The sequence below is a fragment of the Echinicola sp. 20G genome (assembly GCF_015533855.1).
Classification (GTDB): Bacteria; Bacteroidota; Bacteroidia; order Cytophagales; family Cyclobacteriaceae; genus Echinicola.
The window spans coordinates 2,124,660-2,149,887 of sequence record NZ_AP024154.1 but is presented as its reverse complement, the minus strand read 5'-3'; the positions used below and the strand labels follow the sequence as shown (position 1 = coordinate 2,149,887).

General features: G+C 40.1%; 17 protein-coding genes. 8 read left to right on the top strand and 9 right to left on the bottom strand.

From position 1 onward, the window contains the following. Positions 1 to 4: 4 nt before the first annotated feature. The 3 genes from def to JL001_RS09315 are packed head-to-tail and all read right to left on the bottom strand — an operon-like array spanning position 5 to position 1,728. Positions 5 to 559 (bottom strand): peptide deformylase, encoded by a 555-nt coding sequence (def, locus tag JL001_RS09325; protein ID WP_200975828.1) that lies wholly within the window; start codon positions 557 to 559, stop codon positions 5 to 7. Further along, positions 556 to 969 carry a Holliday junction resolvase RuvX gene (gene ruvX / locus JL001_RS09320; RefSeq protein ID WP_200975827.1) on the bottom strand — a complete coding sequence of 138 codons (414 nt, stop codon included), beginning with the start codon at positions 967 to 969 and terminating at the stop codon, positions 556 to 558. Before ruvX ends, def begins: the two co-directional genes overlap by 4 nt. After that, positions 970 to 1,728, bottom strand: a complete 759-nt coding sequence (locus JL001_RS09315) for a hemerythrin domain-containing protein (RefSeq protein WP_200975826.1) — start codon at positions 1,726 to 1,728, stop codon at positions 970 to 972. Between the two features lie 165 nt (positions 1,729 to 1,893). On the opposite strand from JL001_RS09315, the gene JL001_RS09310 reads away from it, so the two are divergent. The 6 genes from JL001_RS09310 to JL001_RS09285 all read left to right on the top strand — a co-directional run bounded on the left by JL001_RS09310 (position 1,894) and on the right by JL001_RS09285 (position 9,803). Further along, positions 1,894 to 3,570, top strand: a complete 1,677-nt coding sequence (locus tag JL001_RS09310) for a S41 family peptidase (protein WP_200975825.1) — start codon at positions 1,894 to 1,896, stop codon at positions 3,568 to 3,570. 83 nt (positions 3,571 to 3,653) lie between these two features. After that, positions 3,654 to 4,097 (top strand): VOC family protein, encoded by a 444-nt coding sequence (locus JL001_RS09305; protein WP_200975824.1) that lies wholly within the window; start codon positions 3,654 to 3,656, stop codon positions 4,095 to 4,097. 194 nt (positions 4,098 to 4,291) lie between these two features. Next, on the top strand, positions 4,292 to 5,005 hold the full coding sequence (locus JL001_RS09300) for an NUDIX domain-containing protein (RefSeq protein ID WP_200975823.1): 714 nt from the start codon (positions 4,292 to 4,294) through the stop codon (positions 5,003 to 5,005). A gap of 115 nt (positions 5,006 to 5,120) precedes the next feature. Then, positions 5,121 to 6,995, top strand: coding sequence for a sodium/sugar symporter (locus JL001_RS09295; RefSeq protein ID WP_200975822.1), 1,875 nt, complete (start codon positions 5,121 to 5,123; stop codon positions 6,993 to 6,995). Between the two features lie 34 nt (positions 6,996 to 7,029). Next, positions 7,030 to 8,532 (top strand): L-arabinose isomerase, encoded by a 1,503-nt coding sequence (gene araA / locus JL001_RS09290; protein WP_200975821.1) that lies wholly within the window; start codon positions 7,030 to 7,032, stop codon positions 8,530 to 8,532. 167 nt (positions 8,533 to 8,699) lie between these two features. Beyond that, a complete protein-coding gene (locus tag JL001_RS09285) occupies positions 8,700 to 9,803 on the top strand; it encodes a glycoside hydrolase family 43 protein (protein WP_370567360.1) in 1,104 nt (367 codons plus the stop codon). 90 nt (positions 9,804 to 9,893) lie between these two features. Here the strand turns inward: JL001_RS09285 and xylA are convergent, their stop codons facing one another. Both xylA and JL001_RS09275 read right to left on the bottom strand, forming a co-directional pair. Continuing rightward, complete coding sequence (gene xylA / locus JL001_RS09280) at positions 9,894 to 11,207, bottom strand: xylose isomerase (RefSeq protein ID WP_200975819.1); 1,314 nt, start codon at positions 11,205 to 11,207, stop codon at positions 9,894 to 9,896. 135 nt (positions 11,208 to 11,342) lie between these two features. Beyond that, positions 11,343 to 12,833: a xylulokinase gene (locus JL001_RS09275; RefSeq protein WP_200975818.1), complete on the bottom strand. Its 1,491-nt coding sequence runs from the start codon at positions 12,831 to 12,833 to the stop codon at positions 11,343 to 11,345. A gap of 198 nt (positions 12,834 to 13,031) precedes the next feature. Between JL001_RS09275 and JL001_RS09270 the strand changes: the two genes are divergently transcribed. Beyond that, positions 13,032 to 13,871, top strand: coding sequence for an AraC family transcriptional regulator (locus JL001_RS09270; RefSeq protein WP_200975817.1), 840 nt, complete (start codon positions 13,032 to 13,034; stop codon positions 13,869 to 13,871). A gap of 132 nt (positions 13,872 to 14,003) precedes the next feature. Here JL001_RS09270 and JL001_RS09265 read toward each other — a convergent pair whose 3' ends face one another. The 4 genes from JL001_RS09265 to JL001_RS09250 form a co-directional block, all read right to left on the bottom strand. Next, positions 14,004 to 15,647: a sodium/sugar symporter gene (locus JL001_RS09265; RefSeq protein ID WP_200975816.1), complete on the bottom strand. Its 1,644-nt coding sequence runs from the start codon at positions 15,645 to 15,647 to the stop codon at positions 14,004 to 14,006. Between the two features lie 281 nt (positions 15,648 to 15,928). Next, entirely contained in the window at positions 15,929 to 18,832 is a 2,904-nt protein-coding gene (locus tag JL001_RS09260) for a glycosyl hydrolase 115 family protein (protein WP_200975815.1), read from the bottom strand. Positions 18,833 to 19,013: 181 nt separating this feature from the next. Next, on the bottom strand, positions 19,014 to 20,180 hold the full coding sequence (gene uxuA, locus JL001_RS09255; RefSeq protein WP_200975814.1) for a mannonate dehydratase: 1,167 nt from the start codon (positions 20,178 to 20,180) through the stop codon (positions 19,014 to 19,016). 247 nt (positions 20,181 to 20,427) lie between these two features. Further along, positions 20,428 to 21,420 carry a M28 family metallopeptidase gene (locus JL001_RS09250; RefSeq protein WP_200975813.1) on the bottom strand — a complete coding sequence of 331 codons (993 nt, stop codon included), beginning with the start codon at positions 21,418 to 21,420 and terminating at the stop codon, positions 20,428 to 20,430. Between the two features lie 750 nt (positions 21,421 to 22,170). Here JL001_RS09250 and JL001_RS09245 point away from each other — a divergent pair. Beyond that, a complete protein-coding gene (locus JL001_RS09245) occupies positions 22,171 to 25,041 on the top strand; it encodes a triple tyrosine motif-containing protein (protein WP_236252759.1) in 2,871 nt (956 codons plus the stop codon). Positions 25,042 to 25,228 lie beyond the last annotated feature (187 nt).

The following is a 25,228-nucleotide window of genomic DNA, read 5'->3' as shown; positions in this document are numbered from 1 at the left end:
AATTTTATTTAACAGGATAAACCATCCTATAGTCAGTAGGTATTTTACCTTTGCTGACATCTATCAATTTACTCTTGACCATTCTCTTTTTTAAGCCTTTCAGATAATCCACAAAAAGTATCCCTTCCAGATGGTCATACTCATGTTGTATAACCCTGGCAGTCATCCCGGAAAACTCTTCTTCTTTCAGGTTCCAGTTTTCATCAAAATATTCGATGGTCAATTTCTCTGGGCGAATGACTTCTGCCCTTACATCAGGTATGCTCAAACAACCTTCTTCGAAGCCATAGTCATCGCCATACTCATCCAATATAATTGGGTTGATAAAAGCTCTTCTGATGCCTTTCTCCTCACTGTCTTCATCCAGCATCAAGGTACTGTCAATCACAAAAAGCCTAATGCCTTTGTTGATTTGGGGGGCAGCAAGGCCCACGCCACTTGCATGATCCATGGTGTCATACATATCCGAGATCAAGCCATTAATATCTTCTCCTTCGTTGATTTCTTCTGCTTCTCTCTTCAATATCGGATTTCCGTATGCTACTATCGGATATATCATATTTGCTCTAAATAGGTTTGTAATATAATTGCCGCGCTGATCTTGTCCAGATTTCCGGCCTTTTCTTTTCTGTCTTTCTTTTTGCTGCCCATGGTGATCATGCTCTGCATGGCCAGCTTGGAAGTGAATCGCTCATCGACCAACACCACCTTCTTGTCCGCATATTGCGCGGCCAATTTTTCTTTTAACTTGATCGTTGGTTGGGTCATATTGGTGTCACTACCGTCCATGGACTTAGGAAAGCCGACCACAATGGCTTCCACCTCTTCCTTGGCAAAATAATCCTTTAGGAATTTGTCCAAGTCCATTGTCCTGATGGTTTCAAGTGGATTGGCTGTAATCTTCAGTATGTCCGTAACGGCAATGCCAGTTCTTTTTGTTCCCAAGTCAATGGCTAAAATCCTTCCCATCTAATTCAATCTTATTTTGCTGATTATCTTCCTTTTCACCTCTTTCTCCAACTCAACAGCTTTTGGAAACAAAAGTTCATTCTCAATGGTGGCATGAATGATCAGCTCTTTTTCAAAATTCTGTAATTCATGGTAAAGCACTTTGATCGCAGTTGGAGCAGCTTGATCCAATTGGTAACCATTGGTCAATTTTCGGATACCTTCCATTTCGTCATCGTGCACCTCATGTTCTTCTGCCAAATCTGCAATGGGTGAATGCCCCAAAACCTTTAAAGCTTCCTCCAGCCTAAACCGGTTACTTTCAATTTCCTGAAGCGTTTTGATACGATTAAAAAGCGTATTCTCCTCTTCATGGATATGGTGGATAAAGTCATCCACAAAAAGGGGAAACATCAACCTCATATCTCCCAAAAGGCTAGTATATTGATCATTTGTGGAAATTCCTTCAATCATATTGGAGAGAAAAGGCAGCTCATGTCTCAAAAAGAAATGGTGCTTATTTTTGAGATACTCCACCAATACCTCAATGGGATGTAAGTAAAGTTCCTCTTTGCTCGGCTCCTTTCTCCAAGCCCATGCTTCCAATTCATTGATCAGCTGTCGAGGGTTGATTTTAAAAGCCTTGCAAACTTCCTCCAAAGACTGCTGCTCATAACGATAAAAGCTAATTCCAAAATAATGCAGCACACCCGCGAAAACATAGTTTTCCTTTACAAGTTCTCCAATTGAGCGTTTCTGTATGTTTGGAAGATTTGGCATGTAAGCAAAAGTAAAATTTTTTCGGTTAAAATTTGAGCTTATCAGTCACCGAAATTGATTTTATTACGTTTATAAAAACGAAATAGTGGAAAATCATGTTAAATTGTATATTTGAAGATTAATATTGATCTTACTCTAATCTAGTAATCATAAAATGAGGACATCGTGAGCGAAGAAAGAAAGACTTTAGGTTCCGAGAAAGAACCGACCAAAAACACCAAAGCACAAATTAGACTTCCTATCATTCTGGCCTTGGCTATTTCTGCTGGCATTTGGATAGGAGCTACTTTTGCCGAACCTAAAACTGACCACAATGATCTGAAAGCGGCTTTGTACAAGTTGCAGGAAATCATTACTTATATTGACAGAGATTATGTGGACACTGTCAACACCACCGAATTGGTAGAACACGGCATTGAAAAAATGCTAGAGGAACTGGACCCTCACTCCAGCTATATTCCTGCCAAGGATGCAGAATTGGCCCAATCACAACTGGATGGAGAGTTTGATGGAATTGGCGTGGAATTCGGAATTCTAAGAGACACTATCTATGTCGTGGCGCCTTTGACCGGAGGTCCCTCTGAGAAACTAGGGATACAGTCTGGTGACCAGATCATCAAAGTAGATGGTGAAACCGTGGCCGGAACCGGCGTGACCAATAGAGATGTCTTTGACCTTTTGAGAGGTCCTAAAGGAAGTGTGGTGAATGTGGCTATCAAAAGAAAACATCAAGCGGACCTTTTGGACTTTGCCATTACCCGAGATAAAATCCCACAATACAGCATCAATGCATCGTACATGATCAATGATGACACGGGATATATCAAGATCACCCGTTTCGCCGCTACCACCTATGACGAATTCAAACAGTCATTGGAAGACCTGAAAGCGGAAGGCATGACCAAACTGGTACTTGACCTACAAGGTAACCCAGGTGGTTACATGGGAGCTGCCATCAACATTGCAGATGAAATCCTAGCAGACAATGCATTAATAGTTTCCCAAAAAGGGAAAGTCAATCGCTACAACCAAAAGGCTTATGCCATGAGGCCTGGTGTGTTTGAAGATGGATCAGTGGTTGTTTTGATCAATGAAGGTAGTGCTTCCGCATCAGAGATTGTTTCCGGAGCACTTCAGGATAATGACAGGGCTTTGATTGTAGGGCGAAGATCGTTTGGTAAGGGATTGGTTCAAATGCCAATTGACCTTTCCGATGGTGCGGAATTGAGATTGACCATTGCAAGGTATTACACGCCATCTGGCAGATCTATTCAAAAGCCTTATGGTGACAACCCAGATGAATACAGCATGGACTGGATCAACCGATTTGAGCATGGTGAGTTCTTCAGTGCCGACAGTATTCATTTCAATGATTCCCTGAAATACCAAACCACCAAAGGAAGAACTGTTTATGGTGGCGGAGGAATCATGCCGGATTATTTTGTTCCAATGGACACAACCATGACCAGTGCCTATGTCAATAGGCTATTTGGAACAGATACCCACAGGGAATTTATCTTGGACTACTTGGAAGATAATAAGAAGAAGTTTGAAAACATGTCCTTTGAGACCTATTACAATGACTTTGAGGTTTCCGATAAAATGCTTCAAGAAGTCATCGCTATTGGAGAAAAAAATAAGGTGAAATTTGATAAGAAAGCTTTTGAAAAATCAAAAGCCTATTTAAAGATCCTACTTAAAGCCCATATGGGAAGAAATATTTATGATGACAATGCATTCTATAAGGTCATCAATGACATTAATGAAATTTATCTCCAAGGTATAAAGCTATTTGACGAAGCCGAAAAGCTAGCTTTCAAACAAGACGCAGTGTCTGAATAACACAAAAAAGCGGGCAACCACCCGCTTTTTTTATTTTTTATTTAAATTGCTTACTTGAATCCACTACAACCTTATCAAGAACAATGAAAAACCTGTTAGCCTTTCTCTCCATTTTATTATTATCAAGTATTTGCATGAGTGCCTATAGTCAAACCAAACTAAACCACATAGCTGTCTATGTAGAAGACTTAAAGGCGAGTTCTGATTTTTACGGCAATTTCTTAGGCTTAACAGAAATAGAAGAACCTTTTAAAGATGGACGGCACACTTGGTACGACATAGGCGGCGGACAACTTCACTTGATAGAACAACTTCCTTGGACAGCTCCTACTATCAATAAAATCAACCACCTTTGCTTTAGCATGGCCGACTTGGATAGCTTTATCGAAAAGCTAAGGGCCCACAATATCTCATTTGAGGATTGGCCTGGAGAAAAGGGCAAGGTCAACATACGCCCTGATGGCGTTAAACAAATCTATATCCAAGACCCAAATGGTTATTGGATTGAAGTAAACGACGAACACTAAACTTATACTGTTAACTTAGGCATAAGGTATAAACAGCAATATTTCAATTAATAAAAAACCCAAGCGTCTCCATTGATTTAGCGAGAAGAAGATTAACGTTTAGTTTTAAAACTCCTATCCTATCAATTAATGATTCACTTACTATTCAATTCAGCTTTTTAGCCCATTAGAGACGATTTATTACTCCGACAACTATGATCAAATATTCTAATCAAACCAGGATTCTTACAGCCATTGATTGTATTATTTTCGGCTTTGATGGTTCAGATTACAAGCTACTTTTAATACAAAGAGGCTTTGCACCAGAAAAGGAAAAATGGAGTCTTATGGGAGGGTTCCTTCAGCCTACAGAATCACTTGATGATGCTGCCAACAGAATTCTTAAACAGCTGACCGGCCTGGAAGATGTCTACATGGAACAAATGCATACTTTTAGCAGACCTGATCGTGATCCTGTAGAAAGAACCATTGCCGTGGCCTATGTTGCCTTGATCGATATTCATAAGTATGAAAAACAGATCAGCGATACATTCCATGCTCACTGGTTCAGCATGAATGAATTGCCCCACCTTATTTTTGACCATGAAGAAATGGTAGAAATGGCCAAAACAAGGCTCAGGTACAAAGCAGCCCTTCACCCTATCTTGTTTGAGTTGCTACCCAAGAAGTTTACCCTTCCCCACTTACAAGCTATGTATGAAAGTTTGTACGAAACTAAAATTGATAAGAGAAACTTTACTAGAAAAGTACTCTCCACCAATATGTTGATCAAGGAAAACGATAAGGACAAAACCAGTTCGAAAAAGGGTGCATTCTATTACAGCATTAATGAGTCCACCTATAAAGATCAATTTCAAACCGTTTTGAATTTCATCCCTCGAAATGAAATGCCCGGTGTTAATGAGTAATTTTTTGCTCATTATTTTTTTTTCTGATTTTTTAGGTGTAAATATGACACTTAAATAAAATTTATATTGGAATTGCTCCGGCAATACACCTAACATAAACCCTCAATATCATATCATGACTGCAGGTTTTTCTACTTTAGATTATGTTATTTTCATACTCTACGCCATAGCCATTGTTTCTGTAGGCTTATGGGTTTCCAGATCAAAAAAAGGTTTGGAAAAAACAGCTCAGGAATACTTTCTGGCTGACAAATCACTCACTTGGTGGGCCGTGGGCGCCTCGCTTATCGCAGCCAACATTTCCGCAGAACATTTCATCGGCACTTCGGGTTCGGGCTTTGCCATTGGCCTTGGAATATCAGCCTATGAATGGATAGCTGGTATTGCACTCATTATCGTTGCCAAATACTTCCTCCCTATCTTCCTTCAGCATGGGGTTTACACCATGCCTCAGTTTCTGAGCGAAAGATTCAACAAGGGTGTAAGTACAGCATTTGCTGTCTTTTGGCTTCTAGTATATGTATTCGTAAACCTGACTTCAGTAAGTTATCTAGGGGCATTGGCTTTGGACAAAATCATGGGAATCCCCTTGCAATATGGTATTATCGGGCTATTGATATTCTCAGGTATCTATTCTATTTACGGAGGTCTGGAAGCGGTGGCTTGGACAGATGTGGTTCAAGTGGTGATTCTTGTAGCAGGCGGTTTGATTACTACATTTCTGGCATTAGATGCTGTAGGTATGGGAGATGGTGTCATTGCGGGTATTGGCAACTTGTATCGAGATGCCAAAGACCACTTTGTCATGATCATGCCCCAGGGTAGAGTCATGGTACCTGATGGCGTCGGGGGAAGCCGAGATGCTTTCCAAGACCTTCCCGGACTTGCTGTTATTCTTGGAGGTATGTGGCTTACAAACCTTGGTTACTGGGGCTTCAACCAGTACATTATCCAAAAAGGCCTTGCTGCCAAAAGTATAGATGAAGCTAAAAAAGGTTTGTTATTTGCAGGTTACCTAAAGCTTCTTATGCCTATAATTGTAGTCATTCCTGGCATTGCAGCTTATGTGCTGATCAATGATTATACCCCTGAACAATTATCTACAATTCTGAACCTTCCAATTGAGCACATTGGTACTATCCAAAAATCGGATGAAGCCTATCCATGGCTCTTAAGGAATTTTATCCCCAATGGAATAAGAGGTTTGGCTTTTGCCGCCCTAGCAGCTGCCATTGTCTCTTCCTTGGCCTCCATGATCAACAGTACCTCGACCATTTTTACCATGGATATTTATAAGGTTTATTTTAAGCCCAAGGCCAACAACCATGAATTGGTAAGAACAGGCAGAATCGTAGCTGTTGTAGCATTGCTCATTGCTATGTTGGTAGCACCTCAGCTTGCTTCTTTAGACCAGGTATTCCAATACATCCAAGAATACACCGGCTATATATATCCTGGCGTGGTAGTTGTTTTTGGCATGGGACTACTTTGGCGACAAGCTACAGCCAATGCAGCCCTTTGGACAGCCATAGCAACCATACCTGCAGGTATTGTCTTTAAAGTCTTTTATCCAGAAATGCCTTTCATCCTTAGAATGGGCTATGTATTTATAATTCTTTGCTTTATCGCCTCTTTGATCAGTTTCTCCGAGAAAAAGAGCTTTATTAATCCTGACCACAAATCAGGGAAACAAGCCGCTAAGACGGTAGCTTCAAGTTACTTCTTTATCATTTTAGGTATCGTTTGTGCTGCCATTGGCTTCGGTTTATTCAATAGCTACGCTTATTTGGGCATTGAAGCTATCTTTATGTTGGCAGTCTTATTTGTAATGCTCGGAGTAATCTTGTATACGAATGTCAAAATGGAAACTGCAGATCCAAAATCATTTAATGTAGATCCAGCTTTGTTCAAGACCACCACCCCTTTTAACCTTGGTGCAGCCGGTATAACATTAATCGTCGGATTGCTTTACTACTTCTTCTGGATGTAAGCACAACTTTGAGAAAGAATAATTAGAAAGAGATATGAAAAATTTAAAAGAAAACGAGGTTTGGTTTATCACCGGGAGCCAGCACCTTTATGGAGAAGAAACACTCCGTCAGGTGGCTGAGCATGCTGAAATCATTGCTCAAGAACTCAACAATTCACCCCAAATTGCCGTAAGCACGGTATTTAAACCTGTCGTAAAAACAACAGAAGAAATATATGCCATTGTACAGGAAGCCAATCAAGCGCCAAACTGCATTGGCCTGGTAACATGGATGCATACTTTTTCTCCCGCTAAAATGTGGATCAATGGTTTAAAAATCCTTCAAAAACCATTATTACACCTTCATACACAATACAATCAGGATATTCCATGGAACTCCATCGATATGGATTTCATGAACCTGAACCAAAGTGCCCATGGTGACCGTGAGTTCGGCTTTATGACCGCTCGCATGAAGATCAACCGAAAGGTAGTTGTAGGACACTGGAAAGATGAAGAGGTTCACCAACAAATAGATGTATGGGCAAGGGCTGCCAGTGGTTGGCATGATTGGCAAGGTGCTAAATTTGCCCGGTTTGGGGACAACATGCGCTATGTGGCAGTAACAGATGGTGACAAAGTAGAGGCCGAGCTGAAATTTGGTTTCTCCGTCAACACCTATGCAGTGGGTGATTTGGTTGAAAAGATTAACGCAGTCACTGATGCTCAATTGAAAGCACTAGTTGAAGAATATGAAGCCAGCTACAACCTCACTGCTGACCTCAAGTCCGGTGGAGCCAAAAGACAATCACTTTTGGACGCTGCTAAAATTGAAGTTGGTATGAGAACCTTTCTGGAAGAAGGTGGATTTAAAGGCTTCTCCAACACCTTTGAGGATCTTCATGGCATGAAGCAACTGCCTGGTATTGCAACCCAACGTTTGATGGCTGACGGTTATGGCTATGCAGGAGAAGGAGATTGGAAAACAGCCGCTTTGGTGAGGGCCATGAAAGTAATAGGCAGTGGCCTAAAAGGTGGAAATGCCTTTATGGAAGATTACACTTATCATTTTGATCCAAAAAACAGTTTGGTATTGGGATCACATATGTTGGAGGTAGATCCTACCTTAGCTGCAGGCAAACCATCCTGCGAAGTACATCCTTTAGGAATTGGTGGCAAAGAAGACCCGGTAAGGTTGGTATTTAATGGCATAGATGGAGCAGGATTAAATGCTTCCATCGTGGACATGGGCAACCGCTTCAGGTTGATTGTAAATGATGTAGAAGGAGTTGCTCCTCTTAAAGACCTTCCTAAACTTCCTGTGGCAAGAGTGATGTGGAAGCCACTACCTGATATGAAAACTGGCTGTGCTGCATGGATCTTGGCAGGAGGAGCCCACCATACTTGTTTCAGTCAAAGTTTGACTTCAGAACATCTCAATGATTTTGCCACCATGGCAGGTATAGAAAGTGTAAACATTGACAAAGATACCACCATCAGGGGCATCCAAAATGAGCTAAAATGGAGTGATTCCTATTATCTATTAAATGAAAAATAATAGGTAAGCTTCTATAAATACGTCAAAAGGCGACCTTCTTAAGAGGCCGCCTTTTGACGCTTCAATTCAAACACTACCTGCTTTTTTTTTGTATTTTAGGTGAAATACTTCCTAAACCTAAATAACCTACAATGCATCTATTTGCTCTAAAATTAAAATCAACCTTTTTGATTAGCGGCGCAGCGCTGATCTTACTTTGCTGTCAATCCAATTCAAATCAAGGTTCCAATGAGGATAAGGATATTGCATCCATTCCTGAAGCACCAAAGCAAGATAGTATAACCTTTCTTTCCTCTCCCCTTATCTCCGATCACTACACCGCAGATCCATCTGCGCATGTCTTTGAAAACAAAATCTATATCTATCCATCACATGATGTAGAGACTACTGTGGAAGAAGATGATTCTGGAGCGCATTTCAACATGATGGATTATCATGTTTACTCTATGGAATCTTCTACGTCAGAAATAATTGATCATGGAAAAGTATTGGACATAAAAGACATTCCTTGGGCCAAAAGACAATTATGGGCTCCTGATGCTGCAGAAAAGAATGGAAAATATTACCTCTACTTTCCTGCTAAAGATCAAGAGGATATATTCAGACTTGGCGTAGCCACTTCCGAAAGCCCATCGGGACCATTTAAAGCAGAACCTGAGCCAATCAAAAACAGCTTTAGCATTGACCCTGCCGTGTTCGAGGATAGTGATGGCCAGCATTACATCTATTGGGGTGGTATCTGGGGTGGCCAACTCCAAAAATGGAGAACAGGAAAATACCTATCTACTGGAACCAGCCCTTATGCGGATGAACCGGCTAATGAGGAGCCGGCCATTGCGCCAAAGGTAGCCAAGCTCAGTGATGATATGCTCCAATTCGGAGAAGCTCCAAAAGATATTTTAATTCTCGATCAAGAAGGAGAACCTATCAAAGCTGGTGATCATGAGAGAAGGTTCTTTGAGGCTGCTTGGCTACACAAATACCAAGGTAAATACTACTTTTCCTATTCCACAGGGGATACCCATAATATTGCTTACGCCATCGGAGACAGCCCATACGGTCCGTTTACTTATCAAGGTGTGATTCTAAAACCAGTACAGGGCTGGACTAACCACCACTCCATTATAGAAGCCAAGGGTGAATGGTATATTTTTTACCACGACACAGAGCTTTCCGGGAAAACGCATTTGAGAAACATAAAAATGACCAAGCTAAGCCACCTTCCCGATGGCAGCATTGAGACCATTATTCCCATGAAAAAAATGAAATAAAATACAAAGTCAAAGTTTGCTATTCACCCTAGAATCAAAGAAGCCCTCAACTTAGAAAGTTGAGGGCTTTTCTTCTTCTTGATGTTTGGGTTAAATATATTGATTCAAGATATTTTCATACATCTCTTGCTTACCGCTGGAGGAAGCAGGCTCACCGGTTTCAACAGCATGTGACCTAAGGTCTTCCAAGGTTAATTTACCAGTTTCAAACTCTTTACCTTTACCCGAATCAAAAGAAGCATAACGATCCTTTCTCCATTTCTTATATGGTGAGTTTTCCAAGATGTCATTGGCAATCACTAAAGCTCTGGCAAATGCATCCATGCTGCCAATATGCGCATGGAAAAGGTCTTCTAGGTCTGTTGAGTTCCTTCTTAGCTTTGCATCAAAGTTCACTCCACCACCTTGCAAACCACCTGCTTCCAAAATCACTAGCAACGACTCGGTCAACTCCTGAAGGTTCAAAGCAAACTGATCCGTATCCCAACCATTTTGGTAATCTCCCCTATTGGCATCAATACTCCCCAATAGCCCTGCATCAGCGGCTACTTGAAGTTCATGCTGGAAAGTATGCCCCGCCAATGTGGCATGGTTAACTTCCAAATTCAACTTAAAGTCCTTCTCCAAACCATAATGTCTCAAAAAACCAATAACGGTCGCTGCATCATAATCATATTGGTGCTTGGTGGGCTCCATTGGCTTAGGCTCTATCAGGAAGTTGCCTTTAAAGCCTTGCTTGCGACCATAATCCCGAGCCATAGTTAAAAACTGGGCCAGGTGTTCCGTCTCCCTTTTCATATCGGTATTGAGCAAGGACATATAACCTTCCCTACCGCCCCAGAACACATAATTTTCACCGCCTAAGGCAATAGTAGCATCAATAGAGTTTTTGACCTGAGTAGCAGCCCATGACACTACATTAAAATCAGGGTTAGTGGAAGCGCCATTCATATAGCGAGGGTTGCTGAAAACGTTGGCTGTACCCCAAAGAAGCTTCACACCAGTTTCTGCTTGCTTCTCCTTAGCATAGGCAGTGATAATTTTCATTCGCTCCTCATACTCTTCAATAGTGGCTCCCTCATCGATCAAATCCACATCATGGAAACAATAATATGGAGCCCCTATCTTGGTAATGAACTCAAAAGCTGCATCCATCTTGTCCTTGGCACGTTGAACAGCATCTTCTGATTTATCCCATTCAAAGGTCTTGGTACCTGGTCCAAAAGGGTCTCCACCAGTAGCATTGAAAGAATGCCAATAGGCAATGGCAAACTTAAAATGTTCCTTCATGGTCTTTCCGGCCACGACTTTGGTCTCATCATAAAACTTAAAGGCAAATGGATTCTTTGAATCTCTACCTTCAAATTTGATTTTTTCTATTCCTGGAAAATAGGTCTTTGACATGATATATTTAATTATTGGTTATTTAGATTTACTTAAATTTACTCTAGCTGGTAGCGCGGATATACGCAAAGGATTTTATTCTTTTACACCTCATTATTCTCTCTAATCTCCGCTCGACCATTTGTGGCAACACCCTCAACGAACTTTCTTTAAATTTTCATTCCACCTTTCATAGACTTCTTTGTAAGCCTTTACAAGATTTGGGGTTGGATCGAATGAAGCTACTTTCTCCAAACCTACAAAAGCATCTTTTGGTGAAGCAAAAATCCCTGCAGCTACCCCTGCTCCCCGCGCGGCCCCTTGTGATCCATCGGTATCATAAAACTCCAGACTGACCTCATTCATATTGACAAAAGCCTCCCTAAACATTGGACTCAGGAACATATTGGCACGGCCAGCCTTAACCGTATTTAGAGTAAGTCCCATATTCTTCATAATATCAAATCCAAAAGTAAGAGCACTCACAATCCCCTCCTGCCCTGCTCTTAGCACATGGCGCCTATCATGTTTCAACAAGTTCAGCCCACTCATATGAGCTCCAACCATCTGATTTTCCATAATTCTTTCAACACCATTTCCAAAAGGGATAAAACTTAAACCCTCTGCTCCTACCGGAACTTGGGATGCCAAATCATTCATCTTATCATAAGAAATCTCTTCACCTCCCAACAGTTTCTTAAGCCAGCTGTTCAGAATCCCCGTACCATTAACACACAGCAAAACTCCCAAATGAGGATTTTCCTTATGGTGATTGACATGTAAAAATGTGTTTACCCTGGATTGAGGGTCAAAAACAGGTTTATTACTTACTCCATAAACTGTTCCTGAAGTCCCCGCTGTGGTGGCCAGTTCTCCAGCTTCCAAAACGTTAAGAGAAAAAGCATTATTAGGCTGATCACCGGCCCGATAGGTGACAGGAATACCGATTTCCAAACCGGTCAGTTGGGATGCCTGTTCAATAACATTTCCTGCTTCTGCGAAAGAAGGAACAGCCTCCGCCAAAAGATCATGGTCTATACCATAATGTGCCAATAATTCATCACTCACCCCACCTTTCTTAAAATCCCAAAAAATCCCTTCGGAAAGGCCAGACTCGCTCGTAAAGATCTCCCCGGTAAGCTTCATGGCAATAAAATCACCCGGCAACATAACCTTGTGTATTTTAGCATAGTTCTCTGGTTCATTTTCCTTTACCCACTTTAGTTTTGACGCGGTAAAGTTTCCAGGAGAATTCAATAGATTACTCAGGCAAAAGTCAGGCCCCAACGCATCAAAAGCGCTATTCCCAAAGGAAACAGCCCTACTGTCACACCAAATAATGGAAGGCCTGATAACTTCTTGATCCTTGTCCACCAGGACCAAGCCGTGCATTTGATAGGAGATGCCAATCCCCTTGACTTCACCATTTTTTACTGCTCCTTTGGCAAGGACGCCCTGAGTGGTTTCCACCACGTATTTCCACCACATCAAGGGATCTTGTTCTGCCCAATCTTTTTGAGGAGAATCAATGGGCATTTCTATTTTGGGTTGGCCTTCTGAAGCCACCACTTTTCCGGAATCGGCATCCAACAAAGTAGTTTTTACGGATGAACTTCCGATATCATATCCGATCAATAATTGTCGCATGAATTATTTTGGGCTTTGTTCTTAACAATACTTTTAAAGCAAATTCAAATCATCACTTTTAACAAATTTCGACCAAAAAAAAAGAACCTTCTTACACTATTCGATTAAATCATAATACTCTTTGATCAAATAATATAAGCAAAGAGTATCATTTTTAGTAAATTGCCATCAATCGGAGATAAGCAGCCTCAAGATGTAATGAAACCTATAGTCCAGAAACTTCCGCGTCAAGAATTTAAATCTTTTGTATCGATCACTTTGAGCACTCCTTTGTTCGAAACACCTTGGCACAGGCATGTGGAAAACGAAATCCTTCTGATCAAGGAAGGCTTCGGCACGGCCATTATTGGTGACTATGTGGGGGAGTTTGCAAAAGGTGATCTATTCTACATTGGCTCCAATGTTCCCCACTGGTTTCGAAAAGCCAATGAGGAGCTTTTTTGTAAAGTGGTGGTCATTCAGTTTGACCAAGAAATTTTCGGAAGTACTTTTTTAAAAATGCCCGAACTCAGTCAAATCCTTAAGTTTATCAAGCAAAACCAAGGTTTCAGTATTAATTACAAAAACCAAGATGGCCTTATCCCTAAGGTAGAGCAGCTGGTTAGTGCTGAAGGCTTTGAACATATGGGAATATTACTGCAGGTTTTGGACACCATTAGCACCCGAACTGAAAATCAAATACTGACCAACGAACACATTAATACTTTCGATGCCAAAGGTATTATCGATGAAATCATGGAGTATACATTTACGCATTTCAAAGAAAATATCAAGGTCGAGGAGGTGGCCAATATGGCAAAAATGAGCACTTCCAATTTTCGCCGCTTCTTCAAGCTGAACACCAAAAAATCTTATTCCAAGTTCCTTAAAGAAATCCGTATTGCCCATGCTTGCAAATTGCTTAAGGACAAGAACCTTTTTGTTTCACAGATTTTCCATGAATGTGGCTACAGAAACATCACCAACTTTAACCGTCAGTTTAAAGAAATAAAAAACGTAACCCCTTCAGCCTATAGGGCGGAAATTTATCGGGAATAAAGTATTCCTATTTGTTTTTTAAAATCCTCCGTAGAAGGCATTAGCAAAAAAAATCTCTGTAGAACCCTGACAATCAACAAAAAAGCAACCCAATTGGGCTGCTTTTTTGTTTTATTTCACTTTTTAGTTGATTTACCAGAAAACGGTATAGAGTGCTGCTAAAATACCACAGATCAGCACTGCTCCAATTTTGAAACTCGTACTGGTGGCAAAAAGCTCTTTGTCCACTTTGATGGCTTTTTGGCTATCACTTCCTTTTCCTTCCACCAAGCTGATGATGATGATCAAAACAGATAGTACCAGGAATACCACGCCCATTCGATCGATAAATGGCAGGTTCGGAGTAATAAACTTAAAGGCTGCTGACAATGGAATGGTCAACACTGCCGCGGTCAAAGCGGCATTGGAAGTGGTCTTTTTCCAGAAGAACCCAAAGATGAAGATGGCAAATACACCTGGAGACACAAACCCGGTGTACTCTTGGATATATTGGAAAGCCTGATCCAGCTGTCTTAATTGTGGTGCCACAATTGCTGCTACCACAAAGGCCACTACAGCCGTGATTCGTCCGATGGTCACTTGCTTGGATTCTGAAACATTCTTATTGATAAACTCTCTATAGATATCAATGGTAAAGATCGTAGAAGTACTGTTGGCCATGGATGCTAAGGAAGATACAATGGCCGCAGTCAACGCCGCAAAGGCCAAACCTTTCAAACCCGGAGGCAACAACTGCAATAAAGTTGGATAGGCTCTATCGGATTTTGGCAAACCGGTAACCGTATCAGTCATGGAATCTACAAAAGAAGGATCTGCACCTTGCTGGATAATCACATAAGCAGCAATACCCGGAATTACCACAATCAAAGGCATCAAAAGTTTTAAGAAACCGGCAAAAATCATCCCTGTCTGGGCTTCATTTAAGCTCTTAGCTGCTAGCGCTCGCTGCGTAATATATTGGTTACATCCCCAATAGTTTAGGTTGATGATCCACATTCCACCAATCAAAACACTGATTCCGGGCAAATCCAAATAGGCGTCTTTTACACCACCAGTACCATCAGGAATCATCATTTCACCTTTTTCGATAATCATAGAAAAATGGGAAGGAGCCGCTTGTCTTAACTGGCCCAGCCCAGCCCATACATCGCCATCTCCAACAATGGAAAGCGCCAAATAGGTAGTTGCCAAACCTCCAGCTACCAAGAACACTACTTGGACTACATCTGTCCACGCCACTGCTTTTAGTCCTCCATAAATGGAATAAACCATAGCAAACATCGCCAAACCAAAGATCCCATACTGAAGTGGCACGCCCATAATGGTCTCTAAACTCAATGCACCCAGATACAATACAGAGGTAAGATTGACAAACACATAAATGAGCAACCAAAACACAGCCATTACGGTCCTTACTCTCCCATCATATCTTCTGTTCAAGAACTGCGGCATTGTATAAATGCCTTCCTTAAGATAAATCGGAAGAAAAAATATGGCTACGACTAAAAGTGTAGCTGCTGCCATCCATTCGTAGGTAGATATCGCAAGTCCAAGGGCAAAACCTGACCCGGACATTCCGATAAACTGCTCTGCTGAAATATTGGAAGCAATCAAAGAAGCTCCTACTGCCCACCAGGGCAAAGCTTTACTTGCAAGAAAATAATCTTTGGAATCTTTGACATGGCCTTTTTTCTCACGGGATACGACGATCCCCAAAGTGATGATCAAAAGACAGTAGGCCACGAAGACAACGAGGTCTAAAGTGTTAAAGGTCATTTTTTCTAATCAGGTTTAATGGTTCTTATTGATTTCAAATTGGCGGATAAGTTATTGTTTTTTTTGGAAAATATCGTCATCGCCAAAGGAATGTAAAGATGAAAATATTTATGATTGATTTTCATAAATAGATTTTATTGAATCCCTACATCCACACACTGTTTTATGAGCACACCTTTGGTGAAGTTCTTAAAACAGTAAATACCTAATTTTTCAAATCCGTTAAAACGACCCTATTGACACTTGTAAATTAATGCTGCAAAGCCATGGCCTAACTAAAACTATTCCGCTTTCTTTGTTTCTCTCGGAAGAAGGTAAGGGGTCGTCGGTTCAATAAGATCCACCATAAGAACATCCAACAAAACACCAGGATCAACCCAATAAATGGTCAAGGTATTCACACCTTTATGAAGTGAAATTCCCCCTACCGTTTTGATGGCCTTATTTCGGAGGACATTCTGTTTCCACTCCTCACTTCTGCCTTGGGTTTCAAAATCCACAGTCTTGGCAGTCTCTCCATTAACCGAATACCCTAGCCTTAAACCATTTTCACTGGTCACGGGGTGGGTAGGTAATGCTTGAAATGTAACATAAGCATTATCAAAATCCTCTGCTACATAAAAAGCGTATGTCATAGACGATTGGGCTTCAATTTTATCAGTCACACTACTTTGCTTCAGATCCATTGAAGCCATCACAGCGCCACTATGTCCAAGACCTTCTACTGTTTGCCATTTTTGTTTGTTATTTGAAAATTGATGGTCATAATTTTCTGCATAAATCACGACTTGTCCATTATCAGCAACAAAGCGAACACCGTTTGGCAATTTTGGCTCATCGATCACTACTGGTATTGAAAAAGTTTGTTCCTTGGCTTGAACAACTATTTCTCCTTGCTGTTTTAAAGTAGTATTTGGGAACTTTTCCCAATTCACACTTACCCAGACCCTTTCCTCTTTGATTTGTCCAGGAGATAATGTTCCGCTTGAATGGTCTAAAATAATATAATCAGGCTTTGAAACCACTGCCCAAGACACCACCTCTTCAGCTTTCAGGAAAACATCAAAAAAATGTTTTCTTTTTGTCATCGAATTAAAAACGGGCAAGGTATCAGTCAATCCTGTTGTTTGCTCAATACTTATACCTACTGGACTGTTAGAACTTGGCTGACTCTCAAATGATATTTCTGTATCTTGATATACTGGTAATCTCCTAGGCGCATCATCCATCATGTATTTCCATTTTCCAGCAAGTAATTGGTTATTATAAAATTCTGTTTCTTGCTTAATGGCTCTATAAGCTAGATGACTTTTTTCTTTATAAGTAACGGCTGACAAGCGACCTTCTTCATGGTACTTAATTGCTTTTTGTCGAAACAAAAATTTCTTATTGATCAGCGAGGCACCTTTCACAGGATAATAGACCAACTGATAAAAGGCAGGAAAATATACTTCATCTATTTCTTCCTTCAAACTGACTAACTTATCTTCCAATGCTTGAAAGGATTTCAATCTCAAATCTATCTCATCCCCTCCCTGAAATGGGCTGTAATCAATTTCCCGCACAGAGGTAGTTGGTTCAGTTTGGCTCCACCCCATGAACTCTGGCCGTCTCTCAAATGACAATTGATAATAATCCTTCATCATTCCCCCAATTACCGTCCCCTGTTCCTCGAAAATATTTGCATACCACTGCTCCATATGACCCATCGCATAGCTGGCCGTTTGGAAAGGAGTCACATTATATGCCATGTCCAAAAATAACTGGATATTATATTCTAAAGGTTTAATATCTCCAACATTCATTACCCAAATATCCCTCGCATTCAGTTCATAAGCTTTCATCATTTCCTCTCGGATCAAAGCAGGGTGGGTTGAACTCAACCAAAGGTAATCATGTGGGCGGCCCCAATATGAAGCATGATAATATACTCCAGCACCACCTTCTCTTTTTCTCTCCTCAAAGTCACTGAGCCTTCGAATGTAACCGTAGTTATCATCCGGCCAAACCAAAGTAATATCCTCGGGCAAATCCAAGCCTGCATCATAAATCCCTAACACTTCCTTATATGCCGTAAATGCTTGTGGCACTTTTACGACATCTTTTGCTATGTGATTAGAGAGCATTTTACGTTGGTCTGCAATGACTTTCCCAAGGTTTTTCACAGCCTCCTCAGTACTTTTTGCACCTTCCATGCCACTATCATGCACTCCTCTCATTCCCACCGTATAAATGGCTTCCAGGCCTTTACTTTCTTTTACTCGCTCATCCCAATAATTGTAGACCGTATTTCGATTGGTGAAGTAATTAAAGTCCCCATGCTCATCGTGATTCCATTCATCTACATTATTCCTTAACATGGGCTCCGCGTGTGATGTTCCTATCACAATACCATAATCTCTCGCCATTTGAGCATTGCCCGGGTAGCTAAAGAAGGCTTTTGTGCTTGGGTGCATGGCAGGCCAAATAAAGTTAGCTTTTAACCTTAACAGTAATTCAAAAATCATGGCATAGGTCTTAGGACCGATATCTCCCGTCTGAGGTTCAAAAGTCTTGGCCGCCCAAGGCTGAAGTCCCCAGTCCTCATCATTCAAAAATATCCCCCTAAACTTTACAGATGGCTCAGCACTAGTAAACAATTGATTATCTACATATAACTCGTCATGATGTTTCACAGGTACATCTGCCCACCAATACCACGGGGCAACGCCGATTTTTTCTGAAAGGTCATACACTCCGAAGATGGTACCTCTAGGGTCACTCCCTACAATAACCAATGCCTCATCTACTCCAGCAAATGGCTTTTTAACCACTTGTTTCTGAAAAACCTCCCATTTACCATCAATTCCATCTACATTCAATTTTCCTGACTTTATTAACTTTTCTATTGTTGGGCTTTTTCCAAGAGTCCCCACAAGAACCACGGGGGAATTGACCTTAAAAGTCTCTCCCTGAACAATAACAGGAACTTTTCCTGTCACCGCCTTTACGTCTTTTTGAAAATTTCTAACGGAATTTAAAACGCTTGCTTCTACCTCTTCCTCCACTAATAACGCCGCAACCCTATCTGACACCAAGGGAAAATAGTCCCTTTCTTCATATGGAGAAACTTGTATGGCAAAAAGTTGAGAATGAATTAAAAAAAGGTAGGAAATCAGAAAGTATTTATATTTTTTTTTGTTCATGAAAGGTTATTTTTGTCAGGTAATATTCATTATCATTTTACTTTAATATTTGAAAAGGAATAACATAAAAATCCGAAATTAAAGGTAATTTCATTTTAAATTCCCAACCACTTCATTGGACAGGGCAAACAAAAGTCCTACAGATTCGTCATCAATGAAATCACTTATAACTGATCAAACTTCATTTTTGTATCCCTCTTGTTATCCCCATTTCTAGCCCCCTGAGCTCAGCCAGGCCCTTCAATCTTCCTATAGCAGAGTATCCTGGATTACTTATTTTATTTAAATCGTCCAACATTTGGTGACCATGATCTGGCCTAAAAGTAATGGGCTGATCTCTATTTGCATTTAACTCCACGAGTTTTCGCATGATCTCATACATGTCCACATCACCATCTAAATGATCAGATTCATAAAAGTTGCCAAAATTGTCCTTCTTAACATTTCTGAGGTGTGCAAAATAGACCCTACTACCAACAGCATTCAGAATTTCAGGCAGGTCATTATGGCTTCCAGCTCCAAGCGATCCAGTACAAAAACATATTCCATTGAAGGGCTCGTCTACTGCTTGAAGAATGTATTCCAGATCCTCCTTGCTTGAAGCAATCCTAGGCAAACCCAAAATCGGAAATGGTGGGTCATCAGGATGAATGGTCATTTGGATATTTTCTTCTTCACATACCTCCATAATACTGGATAAAAAATGACGTAAATTTTCCTGTAACCCCTCTTTTCCTATCGATTTGTAAATATCAATACTTTCTCGAAGCTGATTCAATGTAACTCCCCCTTCTGTTGGCACTCCCATCAGTATAATTTCTGTAAGTTCGGCAAGTCGTTCAGAAGACATCTTGACATACCTTTCCTCCACTTGCTCAAGCACTGCTGATTGATAAAAAGATGATGCTCCAGACCTTTTCAAAACCTTCATATCAAACACAGCCAAATCTACCCAGTCCAGATATAGCGCCTTAGCTCCATTTCCCAAAGGCCAAGCCAATTCAGTTCTTGTCCAATCCAAAACTGGCATAAAATTGTAGCAAATAGTCTTTAGACCGCAAATAGAAAGGTTTCTTAAGGTTTTCTTGTAATTATTTAAATAAAACTCACAGTCCTTATTTTTTGTCTTAATCGCCTCATGCACGGGCACGCTTTCCACCACTGACCACTTCAATCCCTCTTTCTCAATAGCATGCTTTCGTTCTATGATTTGGGAAACTGGCCATTCATTTCCATGTGGTACTTGATGCAAGGCAGAAACGACTCCACTTGCGCCTGCTTGTTTTATATCTTTTAGACTTACTGGGTCACTGGGCCCATACCATCGCAAAGTTTGGATCAATGTCATATCTATTATTTCTTAAAATACTTCTGCCAATGGCTTAAATTAAATATTGTATTTTAAAAAACTGTACCGCATTGGTTGGCCTTAAACTTTTGCAATGAGCTAAGTTTGGCTAGTGAACTATTTTAACTATTTATAAATATATCACTAGACTAAATCATCTAAGTATGTCAAAAAAAGCCAACTGACTAAAAAACTTGTAGGGAAACTTATGGCTTCATTTTACTAAAAAAATTATATCGGAATCAAATCAATCTTGATTGATAAATTCCATTTCATAATCTTCTCCTCCGATTTTTATGATGGTTCTGTAAACATATTCTGCTACCTTTCTTTCTCCAGGGAAATTAATAAAATCGATAGTATCTTCTGGCCTATGATATTGAGGATGACCTCCGGTATGCATTCCGATCACCGAAATTCCTGCTCTATAAAAAGACACGTGATCAGAGCCACCTACTTCTCCAGCATGGACAACTGGATTTAAGCCTAACTCACTTCCAAGTTTTTTCATCAACGCTACACCATCTGGAAAAGTCCCTGCACCCCCCATATACACTTGTCCCTCTTGATTCAGGCGCCCCACCATATCCATGTTGATCATGAGCTTGATGTTTTCCTTTTTCACTGGCAGGTTATCTACAAAATACTTCGATCCTAGCAGACCTTGTTCCTCTGCACCAAAAGCTACCAAAATCACACTTCTACGAAGCATAAACCTATTGCCCGCAAGCTTTTCAGCAATCTCCAATAATGCTGAAGTACCACTGGCATTGTCATCTGCTCCAGGATGGATTTCTTTAACTCCAGGCTTTTTTGAAGAGGGGCCACCTAAACCTAAGTGGTCATAATGCGCACCCAACACCACATATTCATCTTTTAAGTAGGGATCGTTTCCTTCTATGTAGCCAACCACATTCCAAGTTTTAACTGGATTTCTTGGGTTTTCACCCTTTGCTACCCTAAGCTCTGCCTTAAACTCCTGAAGATATTCTCCATCAAAAGACTTTACACCAACTTCCTCAAAACTGTTTTCTATATATTTGACCACGCGCTTGTTTCCTCTTGAGCCTGGATACCTCCCTTTATTTTTGGGCGACGTTAAAAAAGCAACATGCTCTTCCAGCTCCTCTTCCGTGATCCTCACTTCTCTTGCTTGGGCAAGAACTGTCGTAGTCGTACAGCTCAAAAAAACAATACCCAGAACTGCCTTCTTAAAACCTTTATTCAATATCTCTAACATTTTAACTAAATGGATTCAACCCAACTTTTGAAGGTAAAAACGTTGGCAAATGTAGAAAAGATATTTTTTTTAAACGGTTACAATTGGAATTTTTTAATATACATGAAGCTTCAAATTGTTTAAAACCAAGAAAAAAAAGCAACTTTTACATTTACTTTTGTATATAACTTATTAGTTATAAAACCTAGTTAAAAGCATTTCAATAACTATACCAATAATTTTCATTTTTAAATTTCAGAATATTTCTTTCCTCTAATTATGCGAAAAACAACTTTACGAAATAAAATGTCAAAAAAACTACTTTTTACAACTAGAGTTTCTGAAAATAAATCAACCCTCACACCACAAAAACTTTACCATCTGACAACCAGCCAATTACGGTTAAAGTCATTTTTCTCTATAAAAGTGTATTTTCCGTGAAAAAATAATTCACTCTTCATACAAACGGCGAAATAATTATAAGTCCTAATTTTCTACCAAAAAGTAATCCACAAATCTAACCAAAAACATTAAACTATCTTTTTCAAACAAACTTTAGTTACAACTATATCTCTTTTATATACTTTATCAATAAAGAAAGAAAACATTCACTTATTCCAACTCAAATAAAATTAGCTTTTTGAAAAACCCATTTGGTGTAAGTTTATTTATTATAATTATGCAGAATTTTCCTGAAAGAAAATTACCCAAATGCCTATGCTTAAAACATTAATTTTATCACTCTCTTTCCTCTGTGTCAATTTGTATTCAATGGGCCAACAACAATTGGCTTCTCCAAAGATCATTAACTACAACAACCTTGAATACAAAGCAGGGTTACAAAACTGGTCAACTACGCAGGATGAAAGAGGGATACTATATTTCGGAAACAATGAAGGCTTACTTACTTTTAATGGCAGGTACTGGAACCTACACCAATTACCCAATCAAACCATCATCCGGTCTGTAAAACTAGATTCAGAAAACAAGATTTTTGTTGGTGGACAAGATGATATAGGCTATTTCGCTCCTCAATCTAATGGAGAGTTAAAATTCAACTCTCTAAAACACCTCATTCCTGAAGAAGACAGGAACTTTGCTGATATCTGGAATATAGTGATCCATAATGACGAGGTGTTTTTTATGGAATTCACCAAAATTCTTCATTATAAAGGCAATAGAATCAGGGTTTTCAAATCTGACACAGAATGGAAATTTCTGGAAAAATCAGGAGAAAGAATATATGCCCAAGAAGAGGGGCATGGGCTATTGATATTTGATGGAGAAGTCTGGAAGCCTGTAGTTGAAGACACTAATTTCACCCTTCCAGACTTAAATGGAGTAACTGAACTAGGAGTAGACTCTACGCTTTTCTCCTCTGCTGATCAAGGGCTTTACCTTCTACACAATAACAAATTCACAAGATACCAAACAGATTTTGATGATTTGCTCATTAACCACCGCATCAATTGCATGGCGAGCATCAATGATCAGTGGATCGGGTTAGGCACCAAATCAGCGGGGTTATTGATCATGAACAATCAAGGTAAACTCCTCCAGCAATACGCTTATAATGAAGGCATGCAAACCAACAATGTCAGAAGCATATTTATTGATCAAAACAAAGGACTCTGGGTAGGCCTGGATGATGGAATTGATTATGTCGACATCAATGGAGCCATTAAGCAAATACATCCAGACCAAAATAAAAGAGTGACAGGATATGCGTCGTCATTTTTCCATGACAAACTGTACATTGGCACTTCAGATGGCTTGTACCAGTTCCAATTCAATGAAAAAGAAAAAGACTTAAGCTTCAGTAAAGGCAAATTTTCACCAGTGCGTTTTAGCACAGGACAAGTTTGGAACCTGCAGGAAGTGAATAATCATTTGTTAATGGCACATGAAGAAGGAGCTTTCTTCATTGAAAACGGAACATCCTATCAAATATACCCTACGCCAGGCACTTGGATTTTCCAGCCTGCATCAACTATCATGCCCAGCAACAAGGTATACATAGGTACTTATACAGGATTATCTGAAATTGATTTTAAAGACGGAGCATTTCTCCATCAAAAACATATGGAAGGCCTGTCCGAGTCCTTGAGATTTATGATCATGGACTATCAGCATCAAGTCATTTGGGGTTCACATCCCTACCGTGGAGTACTTAAAATAGACCTATCCGAAAATCAGTCAAAAATAGAAAAAACCACGATTTTCACTGCTAAAGACGGTCTACCTTCAGACCTCTATAATTACCTGTTCAGGATCAAAAACAGAATTGTGGTCGCAACAGAAGATGGCATTTATGAATTCGATCAAAACACACAAAAATTCAAAGCTTCTGACCTTGTAAATAGAGCATTGGAAGGAGTGAGCATCCAACATCTACAAGAGGACAAACAAGGCAACATCTGGTATGTATCCAACAAGACCGTAAGTGTAATTGATTTTAGCACACCCAATGAAAAACAACCTTTCTCCATCATTCACTTGCCCGAGCTGTCCGGAAAAGTAGTGGGTGGACATGAATCAATCACACCGCTGGATGCCAATAATATTTTCATTGGTGCGAACAAAGGGTTCTTCCATATCAACTATGAAAAATACCGGAACAATATCACCCAACCAGATATCTTGATAGGCAAAGTCAGCCTTTTTGGAAAAAAGGACAGTATCGTATTCGGAGGACACACTCAGTTTAAAGCAACACCTACCGAGAAAGCATCTCCAATTATTTTCAACAGCACCCAAAACTCACTTCATTTCGAATACTCAAGCACGCTTTTTGGCCAATTCAGCAATCTAGAATACAGTTATCTTTTGGAAGGCTTCGACAAACAGTGGTCCATATGGAACAATAAAAGTGAAAAAGACTATACTAATCTGCCCGCCGGCGATTATACTTTTAAAGTAAAGTCCAGGAACAACCTGGGTAATGAATCTACTATCAGCACCTATAGTTTCACTGTTCTTCCTGCCTGGTACAATACTGTGTGGAGCTATTGCTGTTACCTTCTGATCCTTGCAGGAAGCATCTACCTTATTTTAAAGTGGCAAAAGAAAAAGCACCTCAGAGAACAAGCGCATCTAAAAAAATACCATCAGCTTGAAATTGACAGAAACGAAAAGGAAATCGTAAAACTAAGAAACGAAAAACTTCAAGCAGACATCAACCATAAAAATCAAGAGTTAGCCTCCACAACCATGCATCTTGTTCAACGTGGAAAAGTCCTAACCAAAATCAAAGAAGAACTTTTGTACTTAGGAAAAAACCACAGCTTAGAAAGTGAATCCTCGGACTTTAAGCGGCTTTTGAAATTAATCAGCGAAGTGGAACGGAGCGATAGTGACTGGGACCGTTTTTCAATGCACTTTGACCATGTCCATTCTAACTTTCTGAGCATACTCAAAGAAAAATACCCTGACCTTACCCCAAATGAGCTTAAGCTTTGTGCATTTGTGAAAATGAATTTATCCTCAAAAGAAATCGCTCAACTGCTAAGTATTTCTTTAAAAGCGGTGGAAGTAGGTAGGTACAGGCTAAGGAAGAAACTGCTGATCACACCAGAGACAAACCTCTTTGATTTCTTGATCCAGTCCACAACTGACCATGACCAAAATGATCCATCCAACTGAACAATCAAAATCTAAGCAAACATTCCGTTCTATACATGTAGTAGCCATGTAGTGCCCCAAAAAGGCAAAAAACGGACTTTTTTACTTTTTTGTAGGGCTAATGTAGTGGTGTTTTATTTCTTTTATGGCTTGGTGTAGGGTTAACTTTGATTAAAGTTTTTCGGCCTCTGTAAGGATCGAAAAACTG

Bases quoted from the DNA above. Each gene is read 5' to 3' on its own strand.
- def (WP_200975828.1), bottom strand. From the start codon at position 559: ATGATATATCCGATAGTAGCATACGGAAATCCGATATTGAAGAGAGAA.
- ruvX (WP_200975827.1), bottom strand. From the start codon at position 969: ATGGGAAGGATTTTAGCCATTGACTTGGGAACAAAAAGAACTGGCATT.
- JL001_RS09315 (WP_200975826.1), bottom strand. From the start codon at position 1,728: ATGCCAAATCTTCCAAACATACAGAAACGCTCAATTGGAGAACTTGTA.
- JL001_RS09305 (WP_200975824.1), top strand. From the start codon at position 3,654: ATGAAAAACCTGTTAGCCTTTCTCTCCATTTTATTATTATCAAGTATT.
- JL001_RS09300 (WP_200975823.1), top strand. From the start codon at position 4,292: ATGATCAAATATTCTAATCAAACCAGGATTCTTACAGCCATTGATTGT.
- JL001_RS09295 (WP_200975822.1), top strand. From the start codon at position 5,121: ATGACTGCAGGTTTTTCTACTTTAGATTATGTTATTTTCATACTCTAC.
- araA (WP_200975821.1), top strand. From the start codon at position 7,030: ATGAAAAATTTAAAAGAAAACGAGGTTTGGTTTATCACCGGGAGCCAG.
- xylA (WP_200975819.1), bottom strand. From the start codon at position 11,207: ATGTCAAAGACCTATTTTCCAGGAATAGAAAAAATCAAATTTGAAGGT.
- JL001_RS09275 (WP_200975818.1), bottom strand. From the start codon at position 12,833: ATGCGACAATTATTGATCGGATATGATATCGGAAGTTCATCCGTAAAA.
- JL001_RS09270 (WP_200975817.1), top strand. From the start codon at position 13,032: ATGAAACCTATAGTCCAGAAACTTCCGCGTCAAGAATTTAAATCTTTT.
- JL001_RS09265 (WP_200975816.1), bottom strand. From the start codon at position 15,647: ATGACCTTTAACACTTTAGACCTCGTTGTCTTCGTGGCCTACTGTCTT.
- JL001_RS09260 (WP_200975815.1), bottom strand. From the start codon at position 18,832: ATGAACAAAAAAAAATATAAATACTTTCTGATTTCCTACCTTTTTTTA.
- uxuA (WP_200975814.1), bottom strand. From the start codon at position 20,180: ATGACATTGATCCAAACTTTGCGATGGTATGGGCCCAGTGACCCAGTA.
- JL001_RS09250 (WP_200975813.1), bottom strand. From the start codon at position 21,420: ATGTTAGAGATATTGAATAAAGGTTTTAAGAAGGCAGTTCTGGGTATT.
- JL001_RS09245 (WP_236252759.1), top strand. From the start codon at position 22,171: ATGGGCCAACAACAATTGGCTTCTCCAAAGATCATTAACTACAACAAC.